Origin of the sequence: Halorhabdus rudnickae (assembly GCF_900880625.1) — an archaeon.
GTDB classification, from domain to species: Archaea; Halobacteriota; Halobacteria; order Halobacteriales; family Haloarculaceae; genus Halorhabdus; species Halorhabdus rudnickae.
On record NZ_CAAHFB010000004.1, the window covers coordinates 213046 to 230318 of the forward strand.

At 62.5% G+C, this 17273-nt stretch carries 20 protein-coding genes, 1 tRNA gene and 2 pseudogenes; 13 read left to right on the forward strand and 10 right to left on the reverse strand.

Annotated elements, in window-relative coordinates; all coding sequences use genetic code 11:
- Position 1 precedes the first annotated feature (1 nt).
- Complete coding sequence (locus tag BN2694_RS13295; protein WP_135666328.1) at positions 2-613, forward strand: GTP-dependent dephospho-CoA kinase family protein; 612 nt, start codon at positions 2-4, stop codon at positions 611-613.
- A 244-nt stretch (positions 614-857) separates the two neighbouring features.
- Positions 858-1667 carry an amidohydrolase family protein gene (locus BN2694_RS13300; protein ID WP_135666330.1) on the forward strand — a complete coding sequence of 270 codons (810 nt, stop codon included), beginning with the start codon at positions 858-860 and terminating at the stop codon, positions 1665-1667.
- A 25-nt stretch (positions 1668-1692) separates the two neighbouring features.
- Here BN2694_RS13300 and BN2694_RS13305 read toward each other — a convergent pair whose 3' ends face one another.
- On the reverse strand, positions 1693-2592 hold the full coding sequence (locus BN2694_RS13305) for a glycosyltransferase family 2 protein (RefSeq protein WP_135666332.1): 900 nt from the start codon (positions 2590-2592) through the stop codon (positions 1693-1695).
- 79 nt (positions 2593-2671) lie between these two features.
- Positions 2672-3376 carry a class I SAM-dependent methyltransferase gene (locus BN2694_RS13310; RefSeq protein WP_135666334.1) on the reverse strand — a complete coding sequence of 235 codons (705 nt, stop codon included), beginning with the start codon at positions 3374-3376 and terminating at the stop codon, positions 2672-2674.
- Positions 3377-3516: 140 nt separating this feature from the next.
- Here BN2694_RS13310 and BN2694_RS13315 point away from each other — a divergent pair, with 140 nt between their 5' ends.
- The gene (locus BN2694_RS13315; RefSeq protein WP_135666336.1) at positions 3517-3795 is read left to right on the forward strand and encodes a helix-turn-helix domain-containing protein; all 279 of its coding nucleotides are present in this window, start codon (positions 3517-3519) and stop codon (positions 3793-3795) included.
- 43 nt (positions 3796-3838) lie between these two features.
- The gene (locus BN2694_RS13320; RefSeq protein ID WP_135666338.1) at positions 3839-4489 is read left to right on the forward strand and encodes a YkgJ family cysteine cluster protein; all 651 of its coding nucleotides are present in this window, start codon (positions 3839-3841) and stop codon (positions 4487-4489) included.
- A 13-nt stretch (positions 4490-4502) separates the two neighbouring features.
- Here BN2694_RS13320 and BN2694_RS13325 read toward each other — a convergent pair whose 3' ends face one another.
- The gene (locus tag BN2694_RS13325; RefSeq protein ID WP_342210814.1) at positions 4503-5270 is read right to left on the reverse strand and encodes an aldo/keto reductase; all 768 of its coding nucleotides are present in this window, start codon (positions 5268-5270) and stop codon (positions 4503-4505) included.
- A 136-nt stretch (positions 5271-5406) separates the two neighbouring features.
- On the opposite strand from BN2694_RS13325, the gene BN2694_RS13330 reads away from it, so the two are divergent.
- Together BN2694_RS13330 and BN2694_RS13335 are read left to right on the forward strand one after the other, a co-directional pair.
- A complete protein-coding gene (locus tag BN2694_RS13330) occupies positions 5407-5805 on the forward strand; it encodes a TRAM domain-containing protein (protein WP_135666399.1) in 399 nt (132 codons plus the stop codon).
- Positions 5806-5949: 144 nt separating this feature from the next.
- On the forward strand, positions 5950-6198 hold the full coding sequence (locus BN2694_RS13335) for a DUF7123 family protein (RefSeq protein WP_135666401.1): 249 nt from the start codon (positions 5950-5952) through the stop codon (positions 6196-6198).
- Between the two features lie 75 nt (positions 6199-6273).
- Here the strand turns inward: BN2694_RS13335 and BN2694_RS13340 are convergent, their stop codons facing one another.
- Both BN2694_RS13340 and BN2694_RS13345 read right to left on the reverse strand, forming a co-directional pair.
- Positions 6274-6879, reverse strand: coding sequence for a winged helix-turn-helix transcriptional regulator (locus tag BN2694_RS13340; RefSeq protein WP_135666404.1), 606 nt, complete (start codon positions 6877-6879; stop codon positions 6274-6276).
- A 47-nt stretch (positions 6880-6926) separates the two neighbouring features.
- Positions 6927-8057, reverse strand: coding sequence for an SPFH domain-containing protein (locus BN2694_RS13345; protein WP_135666406.1), 1131 nt, complete (start codon positions 8055-8057; stop codon positions 6927-6929).
- A gap of 298 nt (positions 8058-8355) precedes the next feature.
- Between BN2694_RS13345 and BN2694_RS13350 the strand changes: the two genes are divergently transcribed.
- Positions 8356-9408 (forward strand): zinc-dependent alcohol dehydrogenase family protein, encoded by a 1053-nt coding sequence (locus BN2694_RS13350; RefSeq protein ID WP_135666408.1) that lies wholly within the window; start codon positions 8356-8358, stop codon positions 9406-9408.
- Between the two features lie 15 nt (positions 9409-9423).
- On the opposite strand, the gene BN2694_RS13355 is transcribed toward BN2694_RS13350, so the two are convergent.
- Positions 9424-10011, reverse strand: a complete 588-nt coding sequence (locus BN2694_RS13355; RefSeq protein ID WP_135666411.1) for an NfeD family protein — start codon at positions 10009-10011, stop codon at positions 9424-9426.
- Positions 10012-10104: 93 nt separating this feature from the next.
- Complete coding sequence (locus tag BN2694_RS13360; RefSeq protein WP_135666413.1) at positions 10105-10320, reverse strand: hypothetical protein; 216 nt, start codon at positions 10318-10320, stop codon at positions 10105-10107.
- Positions 10321-10540: 220 nt separating this feature from the next.
- On the opposite strand from BN2694_RS13360, the gene BN2694_RS13365 reads away from it, so the two are divergent.
- On the forward strand, positions 10541-11548 hold the full coding sequence (locus tag BN2694_RS13365) for an NAD(P)/FAD-dependent oxidoreductase (protein WP_135666415.1): 1008 nt from the start codon (positions 10541-10543) through the stop codon (positions 11546-11548).
- Positions 11549-11726: 178 nt separating this feature from the next.
- Here the strand turns inward: BN2694_RS13365 and guaB are convergent, their stop codons facing one another.
- The gene (gene guaB, locus BN2694_RS13370; protein ID WP_135666417.1) at positions 11727-13217 is read right to left on the reverse strand and encodes an IMP dehydrogenase; all 1491 of its coding nucleotides are present in this window, start codon (positions 13215-13217) and stop codon (positions 11727-11729) included.
- 479 nt (positions 13218-13696) lie between these two features.
- On the opposite strand from guaB, the gene BN2694_RS13375 reads away from it, so the two are divergent.
- From BN2694_RS13375 to BN2694_RS17200, 3 genes are all read left to right on the forward strand, one after another.
- Positions 13697-14590, forward strand: a complete 894-nt coding sequence (locus BN2694_RS13375; protein WP_135666419.1) for a DUF5794 domain-containing protein — start codon at positions 13697-13699, stop codon at positions 14588-14590.
- Positions 14591-14651: 61 nt separating this feature from the next.
- A complete protein-coding gene (locus BN2694_RS13380) occupies positions 14652-14879 on the forward strand; it encodes a DUF5795 family protein (protein WP_135666421.1) in 228 nt (75 codons plus the stop codon).
- A gap of 52 nt (positions 14880-14931) precedes the next feature.
- Positions 14932-15108: transfer RNA gene (locus BN2694_RS17200), tRNA-Trp, on the forward strand.
- 73 nt (positions 15109-15181) lie between these two features.
- On the opposite strand, the gene BN2694_RS13385 is transcribed toward BN2694_RS17200, so the two are convergent.
- Positions 15182-15496 (reverse strand): hypothetical protein, encoded by a 315-nt coding sequence (locus BN2694_RS13385; RefSeq protein WP_244605461.1) that lies wholly within the window; start codon positions 15494-15496, stop codon positions 15182-15184.
- On the opposite strand from BN2694_RS13385, the pseudogene BN2694_RS13390 reads away from it, so the two are divergent.
- Positions 15396-16397, forward strand: a pseudogene (locus BN2694_RS13390) (FAD-dependent oxidoreductase); the annotation flags it as partial. The gene BN2694_RS13385 and the pseudogene BN2694_RS13390 sit on opposite strands and share 101 nt — an antisense overlap.
- Positions 16398-16449: 52 nt before the next feature.
- Here BN2694_RS13390 and BN2694_RS13395 read toward each other — a convergent pair.
- Positions 16450-16659 carry a hypothetical protein gene (locus tag BN2694_RS13395; RefSeq protein ID WP_135666423.1) on the reverse strand — a complete coding sequence of 70 codons (210 nt, stop codon included), beginning with the start codon at positions 16657-16659 and terminating at the stop codon, positions 16450-16452.
- A gap of 214 nt (positions 16660-16873) precedes the next feature.
- Here BN2694_RS13395 and BN2694_RS17795 point away from each other — a divergent pair.
- Positions 16874-17230, forward strand: a pseudogene (locus BN2694_RS17795) (IS5/IS1182 family transposase); the annotation flags it as partial.
- Positions 17231-17273: the final 43 nt, after the last annotated feature.

Below are 17273 nucleotides of genomic sequence, written 5' to 3' on the forward strand. Positions count from 1 at the left end.
CGTGACTGAGGAGCCTTCGACGCCGGCCGGCAGCGACGAATCCGATCCGGAAACCGAAATCGTCCTCGAACTCCCTGACGCGCTTCGGCCCGACCTCAAGGCGCCGCTCGGTCCCGTCTTCACGGATCCTGACGCGTTGCTCGAGGGCGCCGGTGATCCGCTGATCGCCGTGGGTGATATCGTCACCTATCACCTCCTGGAGGCGGGACGACGGCCAGATGTCGCCCTCGTCGACGAACGGACCGAGCGTAGCGCAGTCGATGACGGTATCAGGCGAACCGTCGTCGGCGACGGGGGGTCGTGGTTCGATCGGCGCATCGACGTGGCCAATCCCTCGGCGACGCTGACTGCGTCGTTGCTCGAGGCCCTCGTCGATGCACTCGCGGCCGAGGAGACGACGACGGTCCTGATCGTCTACGGCGAGGAGGACCTTGCGACGCTCCCGGCGATCCTGGCCGCCCCCGAGGGCGCGAGCGTCGTCTACGGACAACCTGGCGAAGGGATGGTACACGTCGCCGTCGAGGAGGAGGTCCGTGAGCGTACCGCCTCCCTGTTCGATCGGATGGACGGCGATCCGGAGCGGGCGCGTGAACTGCTCGGTATTTCGGCATGAATCACGGAGGCGTCCGTCTCGGTCCCACACTTACCGCGTGACGGTATCTTTTCAGGGGTCGCTCTGTTTCTCCACGTCGACGTGTTCCGTTCGAGAACCCTTCGTGAATGGGCGCCGGGTCACTGCCGGAGTCGCCTTCACCGACGAGTTGGGTCCGTCGGTGTTCCGTGTCTGTGAAGCGGTCGCTGACTCCCCACGCCGCGGAGCGATGATTTAATACGCGAACCCGAAGAACAATCGGGGGATGTTGGAGCTGGAGCATGGGTTCCGGGTCGTCGACGTGCACATGCGATTGACTCCTGACGCCGACCGACAGTCGGGGGACGTCCCGGGAACTCCGGAGCGCCTCGAGCGGGAGATGCACCAGGCCGGGATCGTTCGGTCGCTCGTCTACCCAACCGGTCGGGCAGAGAGTTATCTGAAGGCCAACAACGCCATCGCCCGCATGAGTGTTGGCCGTCCGTTCGAGGCGTTGGCACGCATCAACGGACCACTGGATCCGGGCGACAACGCCGGGACGCGGTTGCGCAATCTCGCCGCGAGTCGTGCGGACGAACACACCGCCCCCGAAGATGTCGAACAGTACGCCTACGACGATCGTTTCGAGGGGTTCAAACTCCACCCCGGCCGGGACGGCCTTCCGGACGAGGCGGTTTTCGAGGCACTCGAGTCGGTCGGGCTCCCGGTGATCATCCACGGCGGTGACGCGTTCCCGCCCGAGACCATCGCGGAGACGATCCTCGAATACGACTTCCCGACGGTCGTCGCCCACTTCGGCGGCTATCCCCTCGCACGTGAGCGGATGGAAACTGCCATCGATCTACTGGAGGCACACGACCGCTGTTACCTCGATACGAGTTTCGTCAGGTTCCGTGAACCCTTAGAGCGGGCGCTGCGCGAACATCCTGATCGCGTACTGTTCGGGAGTGGAGCACCCACTGCCCACCCTGACGTGGCGCTCATGGAGATCCTTACCCTGGACGTGCCAGAGGACGCAATGCGGAGGGCTTTCACGAAGAACCCGGCCCGGGTGTTCGACGCGCTGGCCCCCTGAGGAGACGTTTCGCACGGCCGTGTCGTTAGTTCTCGAAAACCGAAACGGCACGGTCCCGACGGCTGGATCGGCCACGGGGATTCCGGCGCTCGCTCCGATCGCGTGCCCGGGCCGCCAGCCCGTCTTTGAGTCCGCGTGCCACGCCACCGAGCACCTGCCGACCGGTGTCCAGCCAGATCGACGCTCGCCGGTCGCCGTCGAACACCTCGCGGAGTGCATCGGCCCCGTCGCGGACGGCATTGCGATAGAGACGCCCGATGACCGCCGGCCGAAGGCCGTAGTTCTTCGCGAGACGGTACGAGAGCGACCGATACTTCCAGCCCCAGTCGCGCTCGGTACTGCCGCCGTCGGCACCGACGACTCGTTCGACCGCCATCTCCGGTTGCCAGCTGATGCTGCGCTCTGTTCCGGCGACCCGATGAGAGAAGTCCCGTGCGCCACCGATCTTGAGGTATTCGTCGAACCCGTCGAGGTCGTCGATCAACTTCCGCGTCACTGCCAGATTCCCCGGATTGACGTACGTCACCGTTCGCCCCGCAATCGTCCGGCGCTCGACCGCCTCGGTGGTCTTTCCAGCACGGACTGGGCGATGGGTCGGTCCAGTGACCACTGGCGACGTCTGAAAGCCGACCCGGAGCCCTTCCAACCACTCTTCGGTCAGCGAGAGTCCCTGGTTGACCAGCGCGACGGCCTCGCCGTTCGCCCGATCGATCCCGGCGTTTCGAGCGGCGTTGATCGAGCGGTCAGCGATCTCGACGAGAACGTCGACGTCCGCCCGATCGCGGACCATTCCAGTCGTCCCGTCGGTCGAGGGGCCGTTGACGACGATCACCTCGACCCCTGGCGCGTTGGCCGCGATGGAGTCGAGGGTCCCGGCCAGTTGTTCGCGCCCGTCGAGGGTCGGGACGACGACGGACAGCTCCATACCACTCTATAGCGCCTCGAACGCGTATAAGCGTCGCGGGATCCCACGAGATATATTTTATTTCAACAGTTCCGTAGGTTCAGACCTTGCACGTCCAGTAGGAGACCGACGCGAGTCGGTCACCACCCGGAACCCGGCCGATCACTTGATCGACGCTCCGGAACGCGGTAGCGAGACCGTCGGGGATCGCCCGGTAAAATCCATAGGGGACGACGAAGTCGTGGGCGACGTTGACCAGTGTCAGGTCGGCCGTCGACACCAGGCGGTCGACCTCCCAGCGGGAGTACAGCCGCGACCCCATCGGGAGCGCCCAGTTGTAGATCGACCGGGTGCTGAACCGGTTGAACGTATCGAAGAAGACGACGTCCTTCCCAACCCGTCGCATCTCGCTGAGATATGCTTCTGGCGTGTCTGCCAGGTGGAAAAACCGCATCGCAAGGACAGCGTCGAAGTGATCGTCCGGGAAGGGCAGCCGGCCGGCGTCGCCCCTGAAGAACTGGAGGTGGTCGTCGACGCCGGCAGCGCGAGCCTTCTCCCGGCCCTGCTGGAGCATCGGCCCCGAGATGTCTAATCCGACGATGTCCGCTCCGCGCTCGGCCAGCATGACGGTGAACCGGCCCGTTCCGCAAGCGATTTCGAGGACCCGCTTGTCTTCGACGGGCCCCAGCGCGCGTAGTACCGCCTCTTTCTCCCGATGATCGATAAGCCGACCACCGCCGGAGAAGCGCTTGTCCTCGTAGGCCTCGGCGATCTCGTCGGCCTGGTACCACTCCTGTCCCTTCACGTCACCGTTGTCACCACGGGGCGACTAAAACGGTATTGGATCGCCGGCTCCGGGAGTGTATAAGGACGTATATACTAACCAAGGAATTATATCCACCATATAGCCAAGCTTTACCAATACCGACCGGGTTTTCTCCACGTATGAGCACGACCGTCAAAGACGGATCCAGAACGGAAGTCGTCCTCACGGACGCGGAGTTCCGCGAACGCCTCCGTGAGCTGCCGCCGAGCGCGAAGTTGGTCGCCAAAGTCCTGGAGACGGATCAACCCCTCTCGCAGGGCGAGCTCGCCGAGGAGTCCCTGCTGCCCGATCGGACCGTCCGGTACGCGCTGAACCGCCTGGAGGAGGCCGACCTCGTCTCGGCCCGCCACAGCTTCCGGGACGCCCGCAAGCAGGTCTACTACCGTACAAGCGAGTAAGCGACCCCGACGCCCTTTTTTACCTTCGCCGGGTAGCCGATCCATGACCCTCGAAACCGAACTGGCAGCCGTGCGCGACCTCGACGTGGGTGTTATTGCCGACGCCATCGAGCGGATCGGTTTCGAGTGTACGCGCTGTGGTCACTGTTGTAAAGGGATGGACGAGGAACACACGGCGACGGTCTTCCCCGACGAGATCCGGGCGATCCAGGACGCAGAAGGTGAGGTGTGGCGTGACGTCGCCCGGCCGATGCCCTACGGGCTGGACGACGGCGGCGACGCGGTGAGCGGCGAGACTTTCGAGTGGGCGTTACAGACCGACGACTGCGGGGACTGCACCTTCTACGACGACGCGGGCGCGTGTTCGATCTACGGTGACCGACCGCTCATCTGTGAAACCTATCCGTTCAGCATCGCCCTGGCAGACGACGAGGCCACGAGCGAGCCGATGGGGAGCGTCGTCGATAGCGACGGCCCTGTTCGCGCCCACGAGTGTGAAGGTCTCGGGCGAGACATCTCGCGTGAGGACGCCGAGGAACTGGCACAAGCCCTCAAAGAACGCGCCATTCGAGAGCATGAAGAAGCTATCGGGGTCCGCGACAACTACGAACCCACAGACGTTGACGGCGTCGTGGTCCACGATTCGGAAGGGCAGAAACGCCCGGACGGAACGGCGCTGGACGCCCGCGAGTGACTCCCTGTACGATTCACTCCGGAAAGATTTCCTCCTCCCGTTCGATCCCGTCGATCGCGTCGTGGTCCTCGGGATCGAGTTCGAGGTCGGCGGCTTCGAGATTCGCTCGGAGGTGCGCCTCGCTGCTGGCTTTCGGGATCGCCACGACGTTGTCCTTGGCCGTGAGCCAGGCGAGACAGATCGCCTGGGGCGTCGCGTTGTGTTTATTGGCGATCTCGACTACCTCTGGGATGTCACCGGCACGGCCGTTTGCCAGCGGGGAGTACGCGACGAGGTAGTACTCGTGTTCGCGAGCGTCTTCCAGCGCAGCTTCAGGCTGGTAGAGCGGGTGATACTCGACCTGATTAGCGAAGATAGGGGCCTCCAGGTGGTCTCTGGCCCGCTCCAGCTGTGGCACGGTAAAGTTCGAAACGCCGACGTGTTCGATGTGTCCGCTGTCTCTGAGTTCGTCGAAGGCCGGCAACGTCTCGGCCGGCTCGTAGTCGCCCCGCGGTCGGTGGACGTACAGCAGATCCACGGTGTCCATTCCGAGGCGCCCCAGACTCGCTTCCGTCGAGTCAACCACCGCCTTTGGGGCAAGTTTGTCGATCCAGACTTTCGTCGCGACGAATAGCTCTTCTCGATCGAGTGAAGAGCGCTCGACGCCCTGGCCCACGACTCTCTCGTTGTCGTAGATCTGTGCCGTATCGAGGTGGCTATACCCGAGTTCGATCGCCCTTGCGATCGTCTCAGGGTCGTCGATTCCCATGGTGCCGAGACCGATCGACTGGAGTGTATCTATGTCACTCACTCCGGTGGATCGAAACAAAAGCCCACGGGGTCGATCGGATAGTGCTCGACACTATTGGCCGTCTGTGACTCGGATTGTCGTCAAGTTCTTTAGGGAGGCCGCCGACGCGGCGAACGGAGGACTGACTGTGGAAATCTCAGAGAAACTCTTGTGTCTGTTCAGTGCGGAAGTGACGGACGAGGACGACCGCTACGTCGTCGAGGTACCCCGCCGCGAGGTCGAGACCGGCTCGATCGACCCCGGCGACACCTATCGGGTCGCGCTCATCTCGGGCGAGGCCGAGGAAGCCGACGAGCAGCCGACGACTGAAGGCCCGCCCTCGGAACCCCAGCCCCCGGTCGAAAACGGCGAGATCCGCTACGTCGAGATCGAGGACATCGGCAAGCAAGGCGACGGCATCGCCCGCGTCGAACGCGGCTACGTCATTATTGTCCCCGGTGCTGACGTCGGCGACCGCGTCAAAGTCGAGATCACCGAAGTGAAGTCTAACTTCGCTGTCGGCGAGATCATCGAAGAAGACATCTGACCAGTTTCCCCGCCGTACCAGACGCCCCCCAGGGAAACGTCGAGATCACGGTCGCCCCCGTCTCCCTGCCTCAAACCGCACTACTGCAGTCGATTAACCGACCGTACCAAACTGCCTATACCGCTCTCTGACCAACGGTTGGATATGAGCGTTCGTCCGGCTGCGGGAACGGAGACCGAGCCACTCTCGGACAAACAGCGGCGGATCCTCGAGTACCTTCGGTCCAACGCAGAGGACCGGACGTACTTCAAGTCCCGACTTATCGGCGAAGAACTCGGGCTCTCGGCCAAGGAGGTCGGGACGAACATGACGGCCATCGCCGACGGCGAGTTCGACGTGTCCGTCGAGAAGTGGGGGTACTCCTCTTCGACGACGTGGATGGTCGAAGCCTGACTCTGACGGCATTTTCTCTCATCCGCTGACCGAACGGTCTTCGTTGAGGCACAGCCATCACGAAATGTCTCTCGTTCAGCTGTCGTAGCTGACGCGTTCGTCCGCGTGGGAAGCGAACGTGATCGCGTCTGGCCCGAAGGAGTCGGCGTAGCGTACAACCAGCAGGAGCAGCGTCTCCGGTTCGCGGAGTTCGTATCCGTCCTCTCGCCGGAGAAGCCCGGCCGCTTCGAGGCGTGCGGCGTGCTTGCTGACGGTCGGCGTCGAAACGTCCAGGCCCTCGGCTAGTTCACTTGCCGCGGCGGCCGGATCTTCGAGCAACGCGATAATCATTCCCCGGGGCGTCTCGCGGCGAAGATACCCCAGGGCCGTGCGTTCGAACGTGTCGAACCGGTCGGCCGGGAAGAACCGACGGTATTCTCCGTCGCGCTCACTCTCGATGGCATCCTCGGTAAGCAACGTCCGGAGGTGGTGCTGGGTCTCGCCGGTCCCGAGCTTGAGGTCGTCACGGATCTTCGAGAAGTGTGCCCCCGGCGTCCGGGAGAGATAGCCCGCAATCGCATCCGGCGCGCGACTATCGCTGCCGGTGTCCGCGAGGCCGACCAGCGGGCTGGCGGCACCCAGCGCGGCGAACCGACGGAGAGTCGCCCGCTTGCTCTCGTCGACGCCCTCACCATCAGCCATTAACAGATACACGTCAGGCAGTCACAAAACGGCTTCGCTTGATCGAGTCAGGACGACTCGCCGCTGTCGAACTCGTCGTCCATCTCCTCGATCACTTCGTCGGGATCTTTGATGTCGGCGGTTTCGGCACCGGACTTGACTGCCTGGGCCTGCTCTTCCATCTCCTCGACGTCGACTTCGGCTTCCTGGTCGATCTGGCCGAGGATCTCCTCGATGTCATCGAGACCGAGCATTTCGCGGGTTTCGGCGTCGAAGTCCAGCCCTTCGAGGACTTCGCCGTCAGTCTTGGTGTCTGACCCGGTCAGATGCTTGCCGTAGCGGCCGACCAGCGACGTCAGTTCCTGGGGCAGGACGAACTTCGTCGATTCGCCCTCGCCGATCGTCTCCAAGGTCTCCATCCCGCGCTCGATGACTGCGCGTTCGCCCATCGCTTCCGCGGACTTCGCACGCAGGACAGTCGAGATGGCGTCACCCTGGGCTTCGAGGATCTGGCTTTGCTTCTCACCCTGGGCGCGGATGATGTTGGACTGCTTTTCACCCTGGGCTTCTTCGACGGCCGAGCGACGTTCTCCCTGGGCTTCGAGGATCATGGCACGGCGGCGACGCTCGGCGGAGGTCTGTTGCTCCATGGCCTGCTGGACGTCCTTGGAGGGGTTGACCTCCCGGACCTCGACGCTCTCGACGCGGATCCCCCACTCGTCGGTGGGTTCGTCGAGTTCCTTGCGGATCTTGGCGTTGATCTCCTGGCGCTTGTTCAGGGTGTCGTCCAGTTCCATGTCACCGAGGACGGCACGGAGGGTCGTCTGGGCGAGGTTCGAGACGGCCCGTTTGTAATCGTCGACTTCCAGGAACGCCTTCTTGGCGTCCATCACCTTGATGTAGACGACGGCGTCGGCGGTGACCGGTGAGTTGTCCCGCGTGATCGCTTCCTGGCGCGGTACGTCTAAGGTCTGTGTCCGCATGTCGAAGGTGTACGTCCGGGAGACGAAGGGCGGGACAAAGTTGATCCCCGGCTCGAGGAGTTTGCGGTACTCCCCCAGGACCGTGAGGGCTTTCTTCTCGTAGGCGTCCGTGATGACGACCATCTGCCAGACCGTCACCACGGCGATGGCGAGCAGTACGAACGCGACGATGGGGAAGATGTCCCCACCCAGTTGCAGCGGGGTGATCGGAAGCATACGATCCGACTTGGCAGGAACGGAACAAAAGTGTTGGCCTGCCTGTCCCGCGGGGAGAACAACTATGCAAGCACGATACCTTGCTCGCCTAATCGGGATATCCGCCGTGGCACGACCTGTCTCTCTCACGTTCGGTAGGGTCTTCGGGCAACACTCCTGTTTTGAGTGCTTGGAAACACCCGGAGCCACTAGCATGGAAGCTTCCTTAGATAATTATTATTTGTTGTATTATAGTTAAAATATGCCGTAGTATCCGGGGAATCGATATATGGTTCTCTCGGGCCGGAGTTGTATATGTATGCGTGCAGCTGTCATGGAAGAGTACCAGGAACCGCTCGTAATCGACGACGTGGCGGATCCGGAGCCGGATCCGAACGGCGCCGTCGCACGGATCGACAGCGTCGGCGTCTGCCGGAGCGACTGGCACGCCTGGCAGGGTCACTGGGACTGGATCGACTATCGACCGGATCCGCCGCACGTCCTCGGGCACGAACCGGTGGGCACCATTATCGAAGTCGGCGAGGATGTCGAGACCGTCGAAGTCGGTCAGCAGGTCGCGATCCCGTTCAACCTCGGGTGTGGGCACTGTCATCTCTGTCGGACTGGACACGAGAACATCTGTGAGAACCACCAGGGGCTCGGATTTACTGTCTCCGGTGCCTTTGCCGAGCAGGTCCATATCCCGACGGCGGATGTCAACGCCGTGCCGCTGCCGGACTCGATCGATCCGAAGACGGCGGCCGGCATCGGCTGTCGGTTTATGACCTCTTATCACGGGGTTGCTCATCGCGCTGACGTCGGTCGTGGCGAGGACGTGGTCATCTACGGACTCGGGGGAGTCGGGCTCTCTGGCGTCCAGATTGCCGATGCCCTCGGTGCCAACGTCATCGGTGTCGACCTTGAGGACCGAAAGCTCGAGAAAGCCGAGGAACTCGGCGCAGTCGCGACGGTCAACGCCGCCGAGACCGATCCAGTTGCGGAGGTTCGGGCCATCACTGACGGTGGGGCGGCTGTCTCCGTCGACGCACTAGGTATCGCCGAGACCACGAAAAACGCCGTCAACTCTCTGGCAAAGAATGGCCGACACGTCCAGCTTGGGATGACCACCGAAGAGGAAAGCGGGGAGATTCCCTTGCCGGTCGACCGGTTTGTCTCCAGTGAAATCGACTTCTATGGGTCCTTGGGGCTCCAGCCTTCACATTACCCGGAGATGCTCGATATGATCGAGAGCGGGAAGCTTGACCCCACGGCGCTGGTCTCCGAGACGATCAGCCTCGATGATATTCCGGAGACGCTCGCTGCGATGAGCGACTTCGACACGGTTGGGCTCCCGGTCTGTAACGACTTCTGATTGGGCGCCGCCGTGTCAGGCGGGATCCGTCTCCGGTTCTCTGTCGGCATCTCTCCCTGGATTTTTTGCTTCCGGCTCAGTGGCTTCCCGACCCGCCTCGAGTTCTTCGTCGATCTCGTCGGAACTGAGGACGGCCATCGACTCGACAGTGAGGACATTCCCCCCGCCGGGATCGACGACGATGACTTCTTCGCCGACGGGGATCTCGTCGTCGAACGCCCGGGCTTGATAGTGGGGGTTGAAGCCACCGCTCCGGAGTTTGACCTGGCCCTCGCTTGCGGTGACCCGCTCGGTCACACGTCCGGTTGCGCCTTTCAACGACTCGGAGTCGCTGGTTCGTGCCTCACCTTTCCCGCCGTAGAAGTCGAACTGTCGGTAGGCATACAGTGTAACCGATCCGACGGCCAGTACCACTCCGGCCATGATCACGACTGAGAAGACGCCAAGCGACGCCGGGAGTGCGAGTCCGACCAGTCCGGCGATAAGCAGTGCGATCCCCAGGACGATGAAGTACGCTCCCGGAGCCATCGCTTCCGCGATGAGGAGCAACGCTCCCGCTAACAGCAATAGCAACGACAGATCCGTGCCAAAGACCGACGCCATGCCCCCATCTTTGGTCCGAGATGAGTTAACAGTTCGGGCCTCTTTTCTCTGTCAGCAACCCGCCCAGTTCGAACCGTCCTGTGGACGCGCCCGTCATTTTCTCTCCTCGGGAACGGGCGGGTTCACGAACAGCCCATCGACCAGGAGCACGAGACACACGATCCCGGCGGCCCCGATCGCCAGCACGGTAGAGTCGACGATCCAGCGACCGAGGACGAACGTTCCGAAAAAGGCGAGCGGGAGGGCGAACAGTATCAGGTCCTGGCGGGACGCGGACAGTGTCGAACCCATCGGTTCTGGCGGGTTCATCGTAGACTGGCTGATGAGCTCGACGCACAAAAAAGTAATTAGATATAATTAAAAGGTCGATCCCGCCGCGCATCGATCGAGCCGCTTTCCTGCCATCTCTCGGCTTGACTGCGACAGCGACCGGTATCCGGAGCGTTTCTCTTTCCCCGGTGTGGCGGGTGATCACCGCAGTACCTGCCTGCAAGGCGTCCCTTTTGGTCGGGCCCATCGAAGAGACAGTATGACTGAACGAGTCTGTGTCGTCGGCGCCGGCATCGCCGGGGCAGGGGCGGCCCACGTGCTGGACGGCGTCGATGTGACGGTCTTCGAGATGGACACCGTCGGCGGGCGCATGGCGAGTCACCGCCGGAACGGATGTGTGTTCGACTTCGGCGCGAACTACCTCGAACTCGGGGACGCGGACCTCGAATCCGTTATCGAGGACGCCGCCGGGGACGTTGCCGTCGAGATCGAACCGCCGGTCTGGCAGTTCGACGCGAGCGGCGAGATCGCCGAAGGTCAGACGCCTCAGAACACCCGCTGGACGACCAAAGAGGGTCTCGATGGCATTGTCCGGGCGATGATAGAGAACAGCGGGGCCGATCTGGAGGTCGGCGTCGGCGTCACCCACCTTGAGCGCCTCACGGACGGTTGGCTGGTCAGAACCGACACGGGCGAGCGGGAGTTCGACGCGGTCGTGCTGGCCGTCCCCGGCGCTTCGGCGTCGGTACTCTTCGAGACAGCCGACTGGGGCGCTCCCATCCGAGCTGACCTCGCGGGAGCGCTCGATACGATCCCCTATCGGACGATGGACAGCGTCGCGTTGCACTACCCCTTCGAACTCGAGACGCCGTTTTTCGGCCTCGTCAGCGAGGAGGGGGTCTACGATGTCGCCTGGGTCTCCAACGAGGGGCACAAGCCGGGCCACGTTCCGGATGGTGAGGCCATCGTCATCGTCCAGTTCGGTCCAGGATGGGCAGTCACGCATCCGCAGACGTCACCCGCCGCGGCCGCCGAGGCCGCCACACAGCGAGTAGTGGAACTCCTTGGGGACGACCGATTGACCGAGCCAACATGGTGGGAGTACCAACGCTGGGGCGACGCCGTTCCGACCCGCGGGATCGACGACTCACTGTTCGAACGCGCTCTCGAGGACGACCTCGCGATCGCAGGCGACTGGGTCGAAGGGATCGGCCGGACGCGGGCGGCGCTCCGGAGCGGGCTCCGTGCCGGTCGCGAACTCCTGTAATCGGCCGCAAGTATCTTTGTCACGCCGGAGCAACGGCCCGGATGACATGTCTGACTTCGAGGCCTACACCTGTGAAACGTGTGGTGAGGACTTCAAGGCACATCCGAGTTCGAACGCCGCCGAAACGGGCTATTGCAGTCCCGCCTGTGAAAACGCCGCCTGAAACGGCCCCCGCGATTTATTCGTCGGGTCGGTAGTTCGGTGCCTCGTCGGTGATGACGACATCGTGGGGATGGTTTTCTTGCTGGCCGGCACCCGAGACCCGGACGAACTCCGCGCGCTCTTTGAAATCGGGAATGGATTCGGCGCCGACGTACCCCATGCCGGATTTCATGCCGCCGACGAGCTGGTGGAGTTCGTCCTCGACCGGCCCCTTGTACGGCGTTGCGGCCTCGACGCCCTCCGGGACGTACTCTTCGTCGTCCTGTCCCGCTTCGACGTCTTTGAGGTAGCGGTCGCCGCCACCGGACTTCATCGCCCCGACCGATCCCATCCCGCGGTACTGCTTGTACTTCTTGCCGTTCATCGTAACGATGCGGCCGGGGGCCTCGTCGGTGCCCGCGAAGTAAGACCCAAGCATGACGGCGTCCGCGCCAGCCCCGATCGCCTTGATCGCGTCCCCGGAGTACCGAATCCCGCCGTCGGCGATCACTGGCACGTCGTGATCGGCAGCAACGTCCGCGACCTCCGCCGTCGCCGTCAGCTGTGGCATCCCTGATCCGGAGACGATCCGGGTCGTACAGATGCTTCCCGGACCGATGCCGACCTTCAGGCCGTCGGCGAACTCGACAAGATCCTCGGCGGCCTCGCGGGTCCCGATGTTTCCGACCACGACATCGGCCTCGACCTGTGACTTGATGTCACGGGCGCTCTCGACGACGTCGAGGTTGTGAGCATGTGCACAATCGATGAAGAGAACGTCCGCGCCGGCCTCGTCGGCTGCGACGGCTCGCTCCTCTCCGAAGGGGCCGACTGCGACGCCACACCGGAGGCGTCCGTCGTCGTCACGGACCGCCTTGTCGTACTCGCGTCGCTGGAGGATCCCCTGCATCGTCACGAGGCCGACGAGTCGCTCCTCGTCGTCGACGATCGGGACGCGCTCGATCTTGTGGTCGTACATGAGTTCGAGCGCCTCCCGGGGCGTAACCGACTCGCTCGCGGTGATGACCTCGTCGGTCATCGCCTCGCTGACAGCGTCGCTCTCGCCAACCTCAAGGTACGGCCGGATATCCGTCGCCGAGATGATCCCCAGGACTTCGTCGTCCTCGCCGACGACTGGCGCGCCACTGACGCCACGGTGGTCCATCATCGCATCGACCTCGCGGACGGTCTGGTCGGGGGCGGCCGTGACGACGTCGCGGATGATCAACTCGTCGGCGCGCTTGACGCGCTCGATTTCGGCGACCATCCGGTCGACATCCATGTTCCGATGAATGACACCCAGCCCGCCATGCCGTGCCATCGCGATTGCCATATCGCCGTCCGTGACGGTGTCCATCGCCGCCGAGAGGACCGGCACGTTCAGTGTGACGTTTTTCGAGACGTGCGTCTCGGTGGTCGCATCATCGGGTTCGACGCGACTCTCCTTGGGCCGTAAGAGTACGTCGTCGAACGTCAGTGCTTCCGGTACCTCAAGTTTCGTCGAGAACGGTCGGTCGGACTTCGCCATGTAAGCCGTCCGCCACCTCGACCCAAAAGGGTTGCGAGTCACATCTGGTGGTGAGCATATTCCGGCCCGCCGAGTTGACGACGATCCTTGATCGAAACCGTTCAAAATAACCCATTTGGCCGTTTCCACAGTTGTTTCGTCGAGATGTTCGTCTGTTCTGCGCGCAGATCTGTGTGAGCTCATCTCTTGGGGTCGACTCTCACGCAACGTTTTTATCCAAATCCATCATTGTTCAACACATGGCTTCCGCCATCCCCACTCGAATGCGGACCGCCCGAAAGCAAAGCCGTGACGCTGCAGGGGCGAATACATTTACAACATCGATGGGGACAGCGTTCAATTTCGGGATTGGAAGCAATTCAGGCAGTTGGCTTCCTTCCCAAAGCGGACGCGAGGCGGAGCACGCCCACCCCGACAGGCGACGCTATCGGGGCAGGTCTCAGTACCCACGGGCCACGGGAGACGGCCGCCCCTAGCTGATGAGCAGCTCTAGACACCCGGTCGCGTTAGCCATCGAGCGACGCGTGGGCGGTGACGGTCGCTTACTCGCTACCATCATGTGCCTCCCGCTGGTCGATGGCGTCTTCCCGGCGTTGATTCTCGCCGGCGCAGTCGGCAGCGTATTCGGTATTCTTGAGGTCGGTTTGCTGGTCTTTGGCGGCAGCGCCACGGTGGCAGTTATCCTCGCGGATATGGATGGGACCCCGCGCGAACAGGCCCGGACTGTCCTGGGCGTTGGGGCGATTCTGGTTCCCATTGCCGCCCTGGAGGCAACTCTCGCCCCGTCGATCGCCAGCGTGCTCGATCTGGCGATCTTCGAGCGCTTCGCTGGCGTGGTCATCCTAGCAATCGCAGCCAGAACCACCAGTGCCAGGATCAGCGAGAGCATTCCCCGGCCGGCGGTGATCGTCGGGTTCGGGTTGATCGCCAGTCTCGATCTCTCCGGAGCGGAACTCGCAGTTTCGACCGACCCTGCACTGATCATCAGCGGAACGGCCGCGGCAGCGGCTGGTGTGGGGTTCGCGCTGCTCGTCGCACTGGCCGGTCCGTGGCTCCGGGCGAGTGTCGACATCGACCGCTTCCGATTCGGTAGTGCCGTGGCACTCGGCGTTCTGGCGCTGTCGATCTTCGGGCTCATCCCGTCGGATGCGCCGCTCAGTCTCGCTGTACTCGCTGTCGCGGTACTCCTGTCATTCGATCCTGACACTGAGAGCTCCCAAGCGACCGACGCGGCGACGGACGGTGGTCCCGACGCAACTGCCCCCAACGGCGGTCAAAAGCGTGCCACTGACGACGCCGTCGAAGAGACGCCACACGTCCCGTCGTTCGAGGCCGACGAACGCGACGGAGACGATCAGCTCCCCTGGTTGTGACTCTTGTCGCGAGATTCACCACGACGGGAAGGCTTAGGAGTGTCGACCGCCTGGAGCGATCATGCCCGAGAATCGCGTCGTGCAGGGGCGTATGGTGACGGCCCGACGGCTGGCAGAACTCATCGAGGACGATGACGTTATGGACGCCGAGTCGATCGCCGATGCCGACCGGGACTGTCCGGAGTGTGGCGGGGATGTCATCGAAGTCGGCTATATGCCTTCCGTCACGGAATTCGTGACTGGCCAGAAGTGCCAAAACTGTGACTGGCAGGCCACTGATCGTGACTGATGGCGGCCCGAATCGAAATCCATTTACCACGAATCGCCTTACGACGGAGCGCGGGGTCGTGGCCAAGTCCGGCATGGCGACTGACTCCAGAGGCACCGCGCCCGGGACGACACTCCAGACTGATATACTGAGCGACCGGCTGATCACCGGCCGCCTTGATGACCCTCTGGAGTTCCGAGGCGCAACCGGAGATATCAGTCGATCGGGGGTTCAAATCCCTCCGACCCCATTGGGATTATAGTCCTTTTCCGTCCTTTGCTTACACTTCCCCGGTACTGAAAAACCCATAGCGGATGTGACACTCATGACGAAACCTCCAGGTCCTCGGGGTGCAGGTGCTCGCGCACGTCGATACTCTCAGTCCGCCCTCGGCGCCGCTCCAGCTCGTCGCCGAACTCGGGATCGTCGTAGTACCGTCGGATCACCGACGGCGTGGCGGCGGCCCGCTCGGCGACGGTCTCGGCCGACAGCCCCAGGTTGCGCTGCCAGGTGATCGATCCCCGGCGGATCGGATGGGGCGAGCGCGTCAGCGGAGAGAAAGTCGTCGTCGTCGTCGCCGCCGGGGGTCGTCCACTCGTGCCGCCGATCGACGGCCTTGATTCGGTCGAGTTTCTCACCAGTCGCGAAGCGCTGTATCTCGACGAACAGCCCGAGAGCCTCGTCACCATCGGTGGCGGATATATCGCTGTCGAGTTGGGCTACTTCTTCGAAACGCTGGGGACAGACGTGCGTATCATCGAATCCGGTGAGACGCTTCTTGGCCGGGAAGATCCCGACGTGAGCGAGACGTTCACCGATATCGCACGCGATCGTCACGGGGTTCACACCGGGTATCGCGCGACTGCCGTCGAATCGGTGAACGGTCCCGTCCGGGTCACCGCTGAGAGCGAAGACGACGACGCGATCACCGTCGAGGGCGAAGAGGTGCTGGTCGCGGCGGGCCGACGACCGAACACGGATACACTCGACGTTGCGGCAGCCGGGATCGAAACGGACGATCGCGGGTTCATAGTGACGGACGAACAGTTGCAGACGAGCGCCGAGAACGTCTGGGCCCAGGGCGACATCGCCGGCAACGCGATGTTCAAACACTCCGGCGATTACGAGACCCGCCTTGCCATCAACAACGTCGTTCACGATGCGGAACGTGAAATCGACCTCTCGGCGCTGCCACATGCCGTCTTCACCGAGCCTCAGATCGCCGGGGTCGGCGCGACCGAAGCCGAGCTCCAGACTGCCGAACAGGCGTCCGTCGTTGGTCGACGGGCCCTGCCCGAGACCCTCATGGGACGGGCGAAGAAACTGGAAGAAGGGTTCGTGAAAGTACTGGCCACCCCCGACGGTGAGATCCTTGGCTGTCACATGCTGGGTGAGGAAGCCTCGACGATGATCCACGAGGTGCTCGTCGCGATGCGGGCTGGCTCGGGGCAGGTTAGCGACATTACCGACACGATCCACGCCCACCCGACGCTGAACAAGGCCGTCGAGTATTCCTTCAGGGACGCTCTGGACGCATAGCGAACCAGGTTGCACTTCTAATTACTTCCGGGATATTACCATGGACTTCGAGTCACTCGGCTGATTGGCGCGGTTCAGTGCGTGGCGTGGTACTGGCAGCGAGCAGCGCGACGGCGCCCATCAGTAGGCCCAGCACTGCAAGGCCGAAACCCATGATCGATTTTGTAGGGGTCCTAATCTCGAAGATAAGTCCCAAAATGATGAACTGAACAGCCAGTAAGTGGAGGTGGAGTGTGCCCGTCAGTGAGACCTTACGTACCATATTTACATATAATAATAAAATCACTTAAATCCAGCGTGAGACGGCAATGATGACCTGGTATCTGTGCCATTTTGAATAGGTGCTTAACTCACATTAAATTGGCTCAAAGGGTTTTCTCGGCCTTGTTTAGACGTTCGAAACAGCGCAACTCAGCGACTCTCGAACTAGTATCGTATTCCTAGTAGTCCACGCTAAATGTCTAACTTACTAGGATGTGAAGCGGGTTGGTCTGGCTGTGGACACCAAAATCGCTCGCTTCACGAAGAACGTTGTAACGCTCGCTCAAAAAGCCGTCGTCAGAAGCCCAAAACCGGCCGTCAAAAAGGGTTACGGCGGCTATGCAGACTAGTTGATTGTCTCGATTCATGGCCTCAAAACGTATCTCGATCTGCCGTACCGACGACTTTTAGACAACCTCCACGAAATGCCACGGATTGCTCGAATTCTCGGCCTAGAAGTGTCTCAGCTCCTCGACTTTACCACCGTATGTGCGCGCATGCAGGACTTAAAAATGCCGCTCTGGCGCGACTTTCTCCGGCTGTCGGCGGAGCTGCACGACACCGGCGAGATCGTGCTCGAACGGTCGTACTCCTAAACTCGCCGCCACCCCCCAC

What these genes read in the sequence shown, in the direction of transcription:
- BN2694_RS13300 (WP_135666330.1), top strand. Translation starts at nt 858, where the DNA reads ATGTTGGAGCTGGAGCATGGGTTCCGGGTCGTCGACGTGCACATGCGA.
- BN2694_RS13305 (WP_135666332.1), bottom strand. Translation starts at nt 2,592, where the DNA reads ATGGAGCTGTCCGTCGTCGTCCCGACCCTCGACGGGCGCGAACAACTG.
- BN2694_RS13315 (WP_135666336.1), top strand. Translation starts at nt 3,517, where the DNA reads ATGAGCACGACCGTCAAAGACGGATCCAGAACGGAAGTCGTCCTCACG.
- BN2694_RS13320 (WP_135666338.1), top strand. Translation starts at nt 3,839, where the DNA reads ATGACCCTCGAAACCGAACTGGCAGCCGTGCGCGACCTCGACGTGGGT.
- BN2694_RS13335 (WP_135666401.1), top strand. Translation starts at nt 5,950, where the DNA reads ATGAGCGTTCGTCCGGCTGCGGGAACGGAGACCGAGCCACTCTCGGAC.
- BN2694_RS13340 (WP_135666404.1), bottom strand. Translation starts at nt 6,879, where the DNA reads ATGGCTGATGGTGAGGGCGTCGACGAGAGCAAGCGGGCGACTCTCCGT.
- BN2694_RS13345 (WP_135666406.1), bottom strand. Translation starts at nt 8,057, where the DNA reads ATGCTTCCGATCACCCCGCTGCAACTGGGTGGGGACATCTTCCCCATC.
- BN2694_RS13350 (WP_135666408.1), top strand. Translation starts at nt 8,356, where the DNA reads ATGCGTGCAGCTGTCATGGAAGAGTACCAGGAACCGCTCGTAATCGAC.
- BN2694_RS13355 (WP_135666411.1), bottom strand. Translation starts at nt 10,011, where the DNA reads ATGGCGTCGGTCTTTGGCACGGATCTGTCGTTGCTATTGCTGTTAGCG.
- BN2694_RS13360 (WP_135666413.1), bottom strand. Translation starts at nt 10,320, where the DNA reads ATGAACCCGCCAGAACCGATGGGTTCGACACTGTCCGCGTCCCGCCAG.
- BN2694_RS13365 (WP_135666415.1), top strand. Translation starts at nt 10,541, where the DNA reads ATGACTGAACGAGTCTGTGTCGTCGGCGCCGGCATCGCCGGGGCAGGG.
- guaB (WP_135666417.1), bottom strand. Translation starts at nt 13,217, where the DNA reads ATGGCGAAGTCCGACCGACCGTTCTCGACGAAACTTGAGGTACCGGAA.
- BN2694_RS13375 (WP_135666419.1), top strand. Translation starts at nt 13,697, where the DNA reads ATGAGCAGCTCTAGACACCCGGTCGCGTTAGCCATCGAGCGACGCGTG.
- BN2694_RS13380 (WP_135666421.1), top strand. Translation starts at nt 14,652, where the DNA reads ATGCCCGAGAATCGCGTCGTGCAGGGGCGTATGGTGACGGCCCGACGG.
- BN2694_RS13395 (WP_135666423.1), bottom strand. Translation starts at nt 16,659, where the DNA reads ATGGTACGTAAGGTCTCACTGACGGGCACACTCCACCTCCACTTACTG.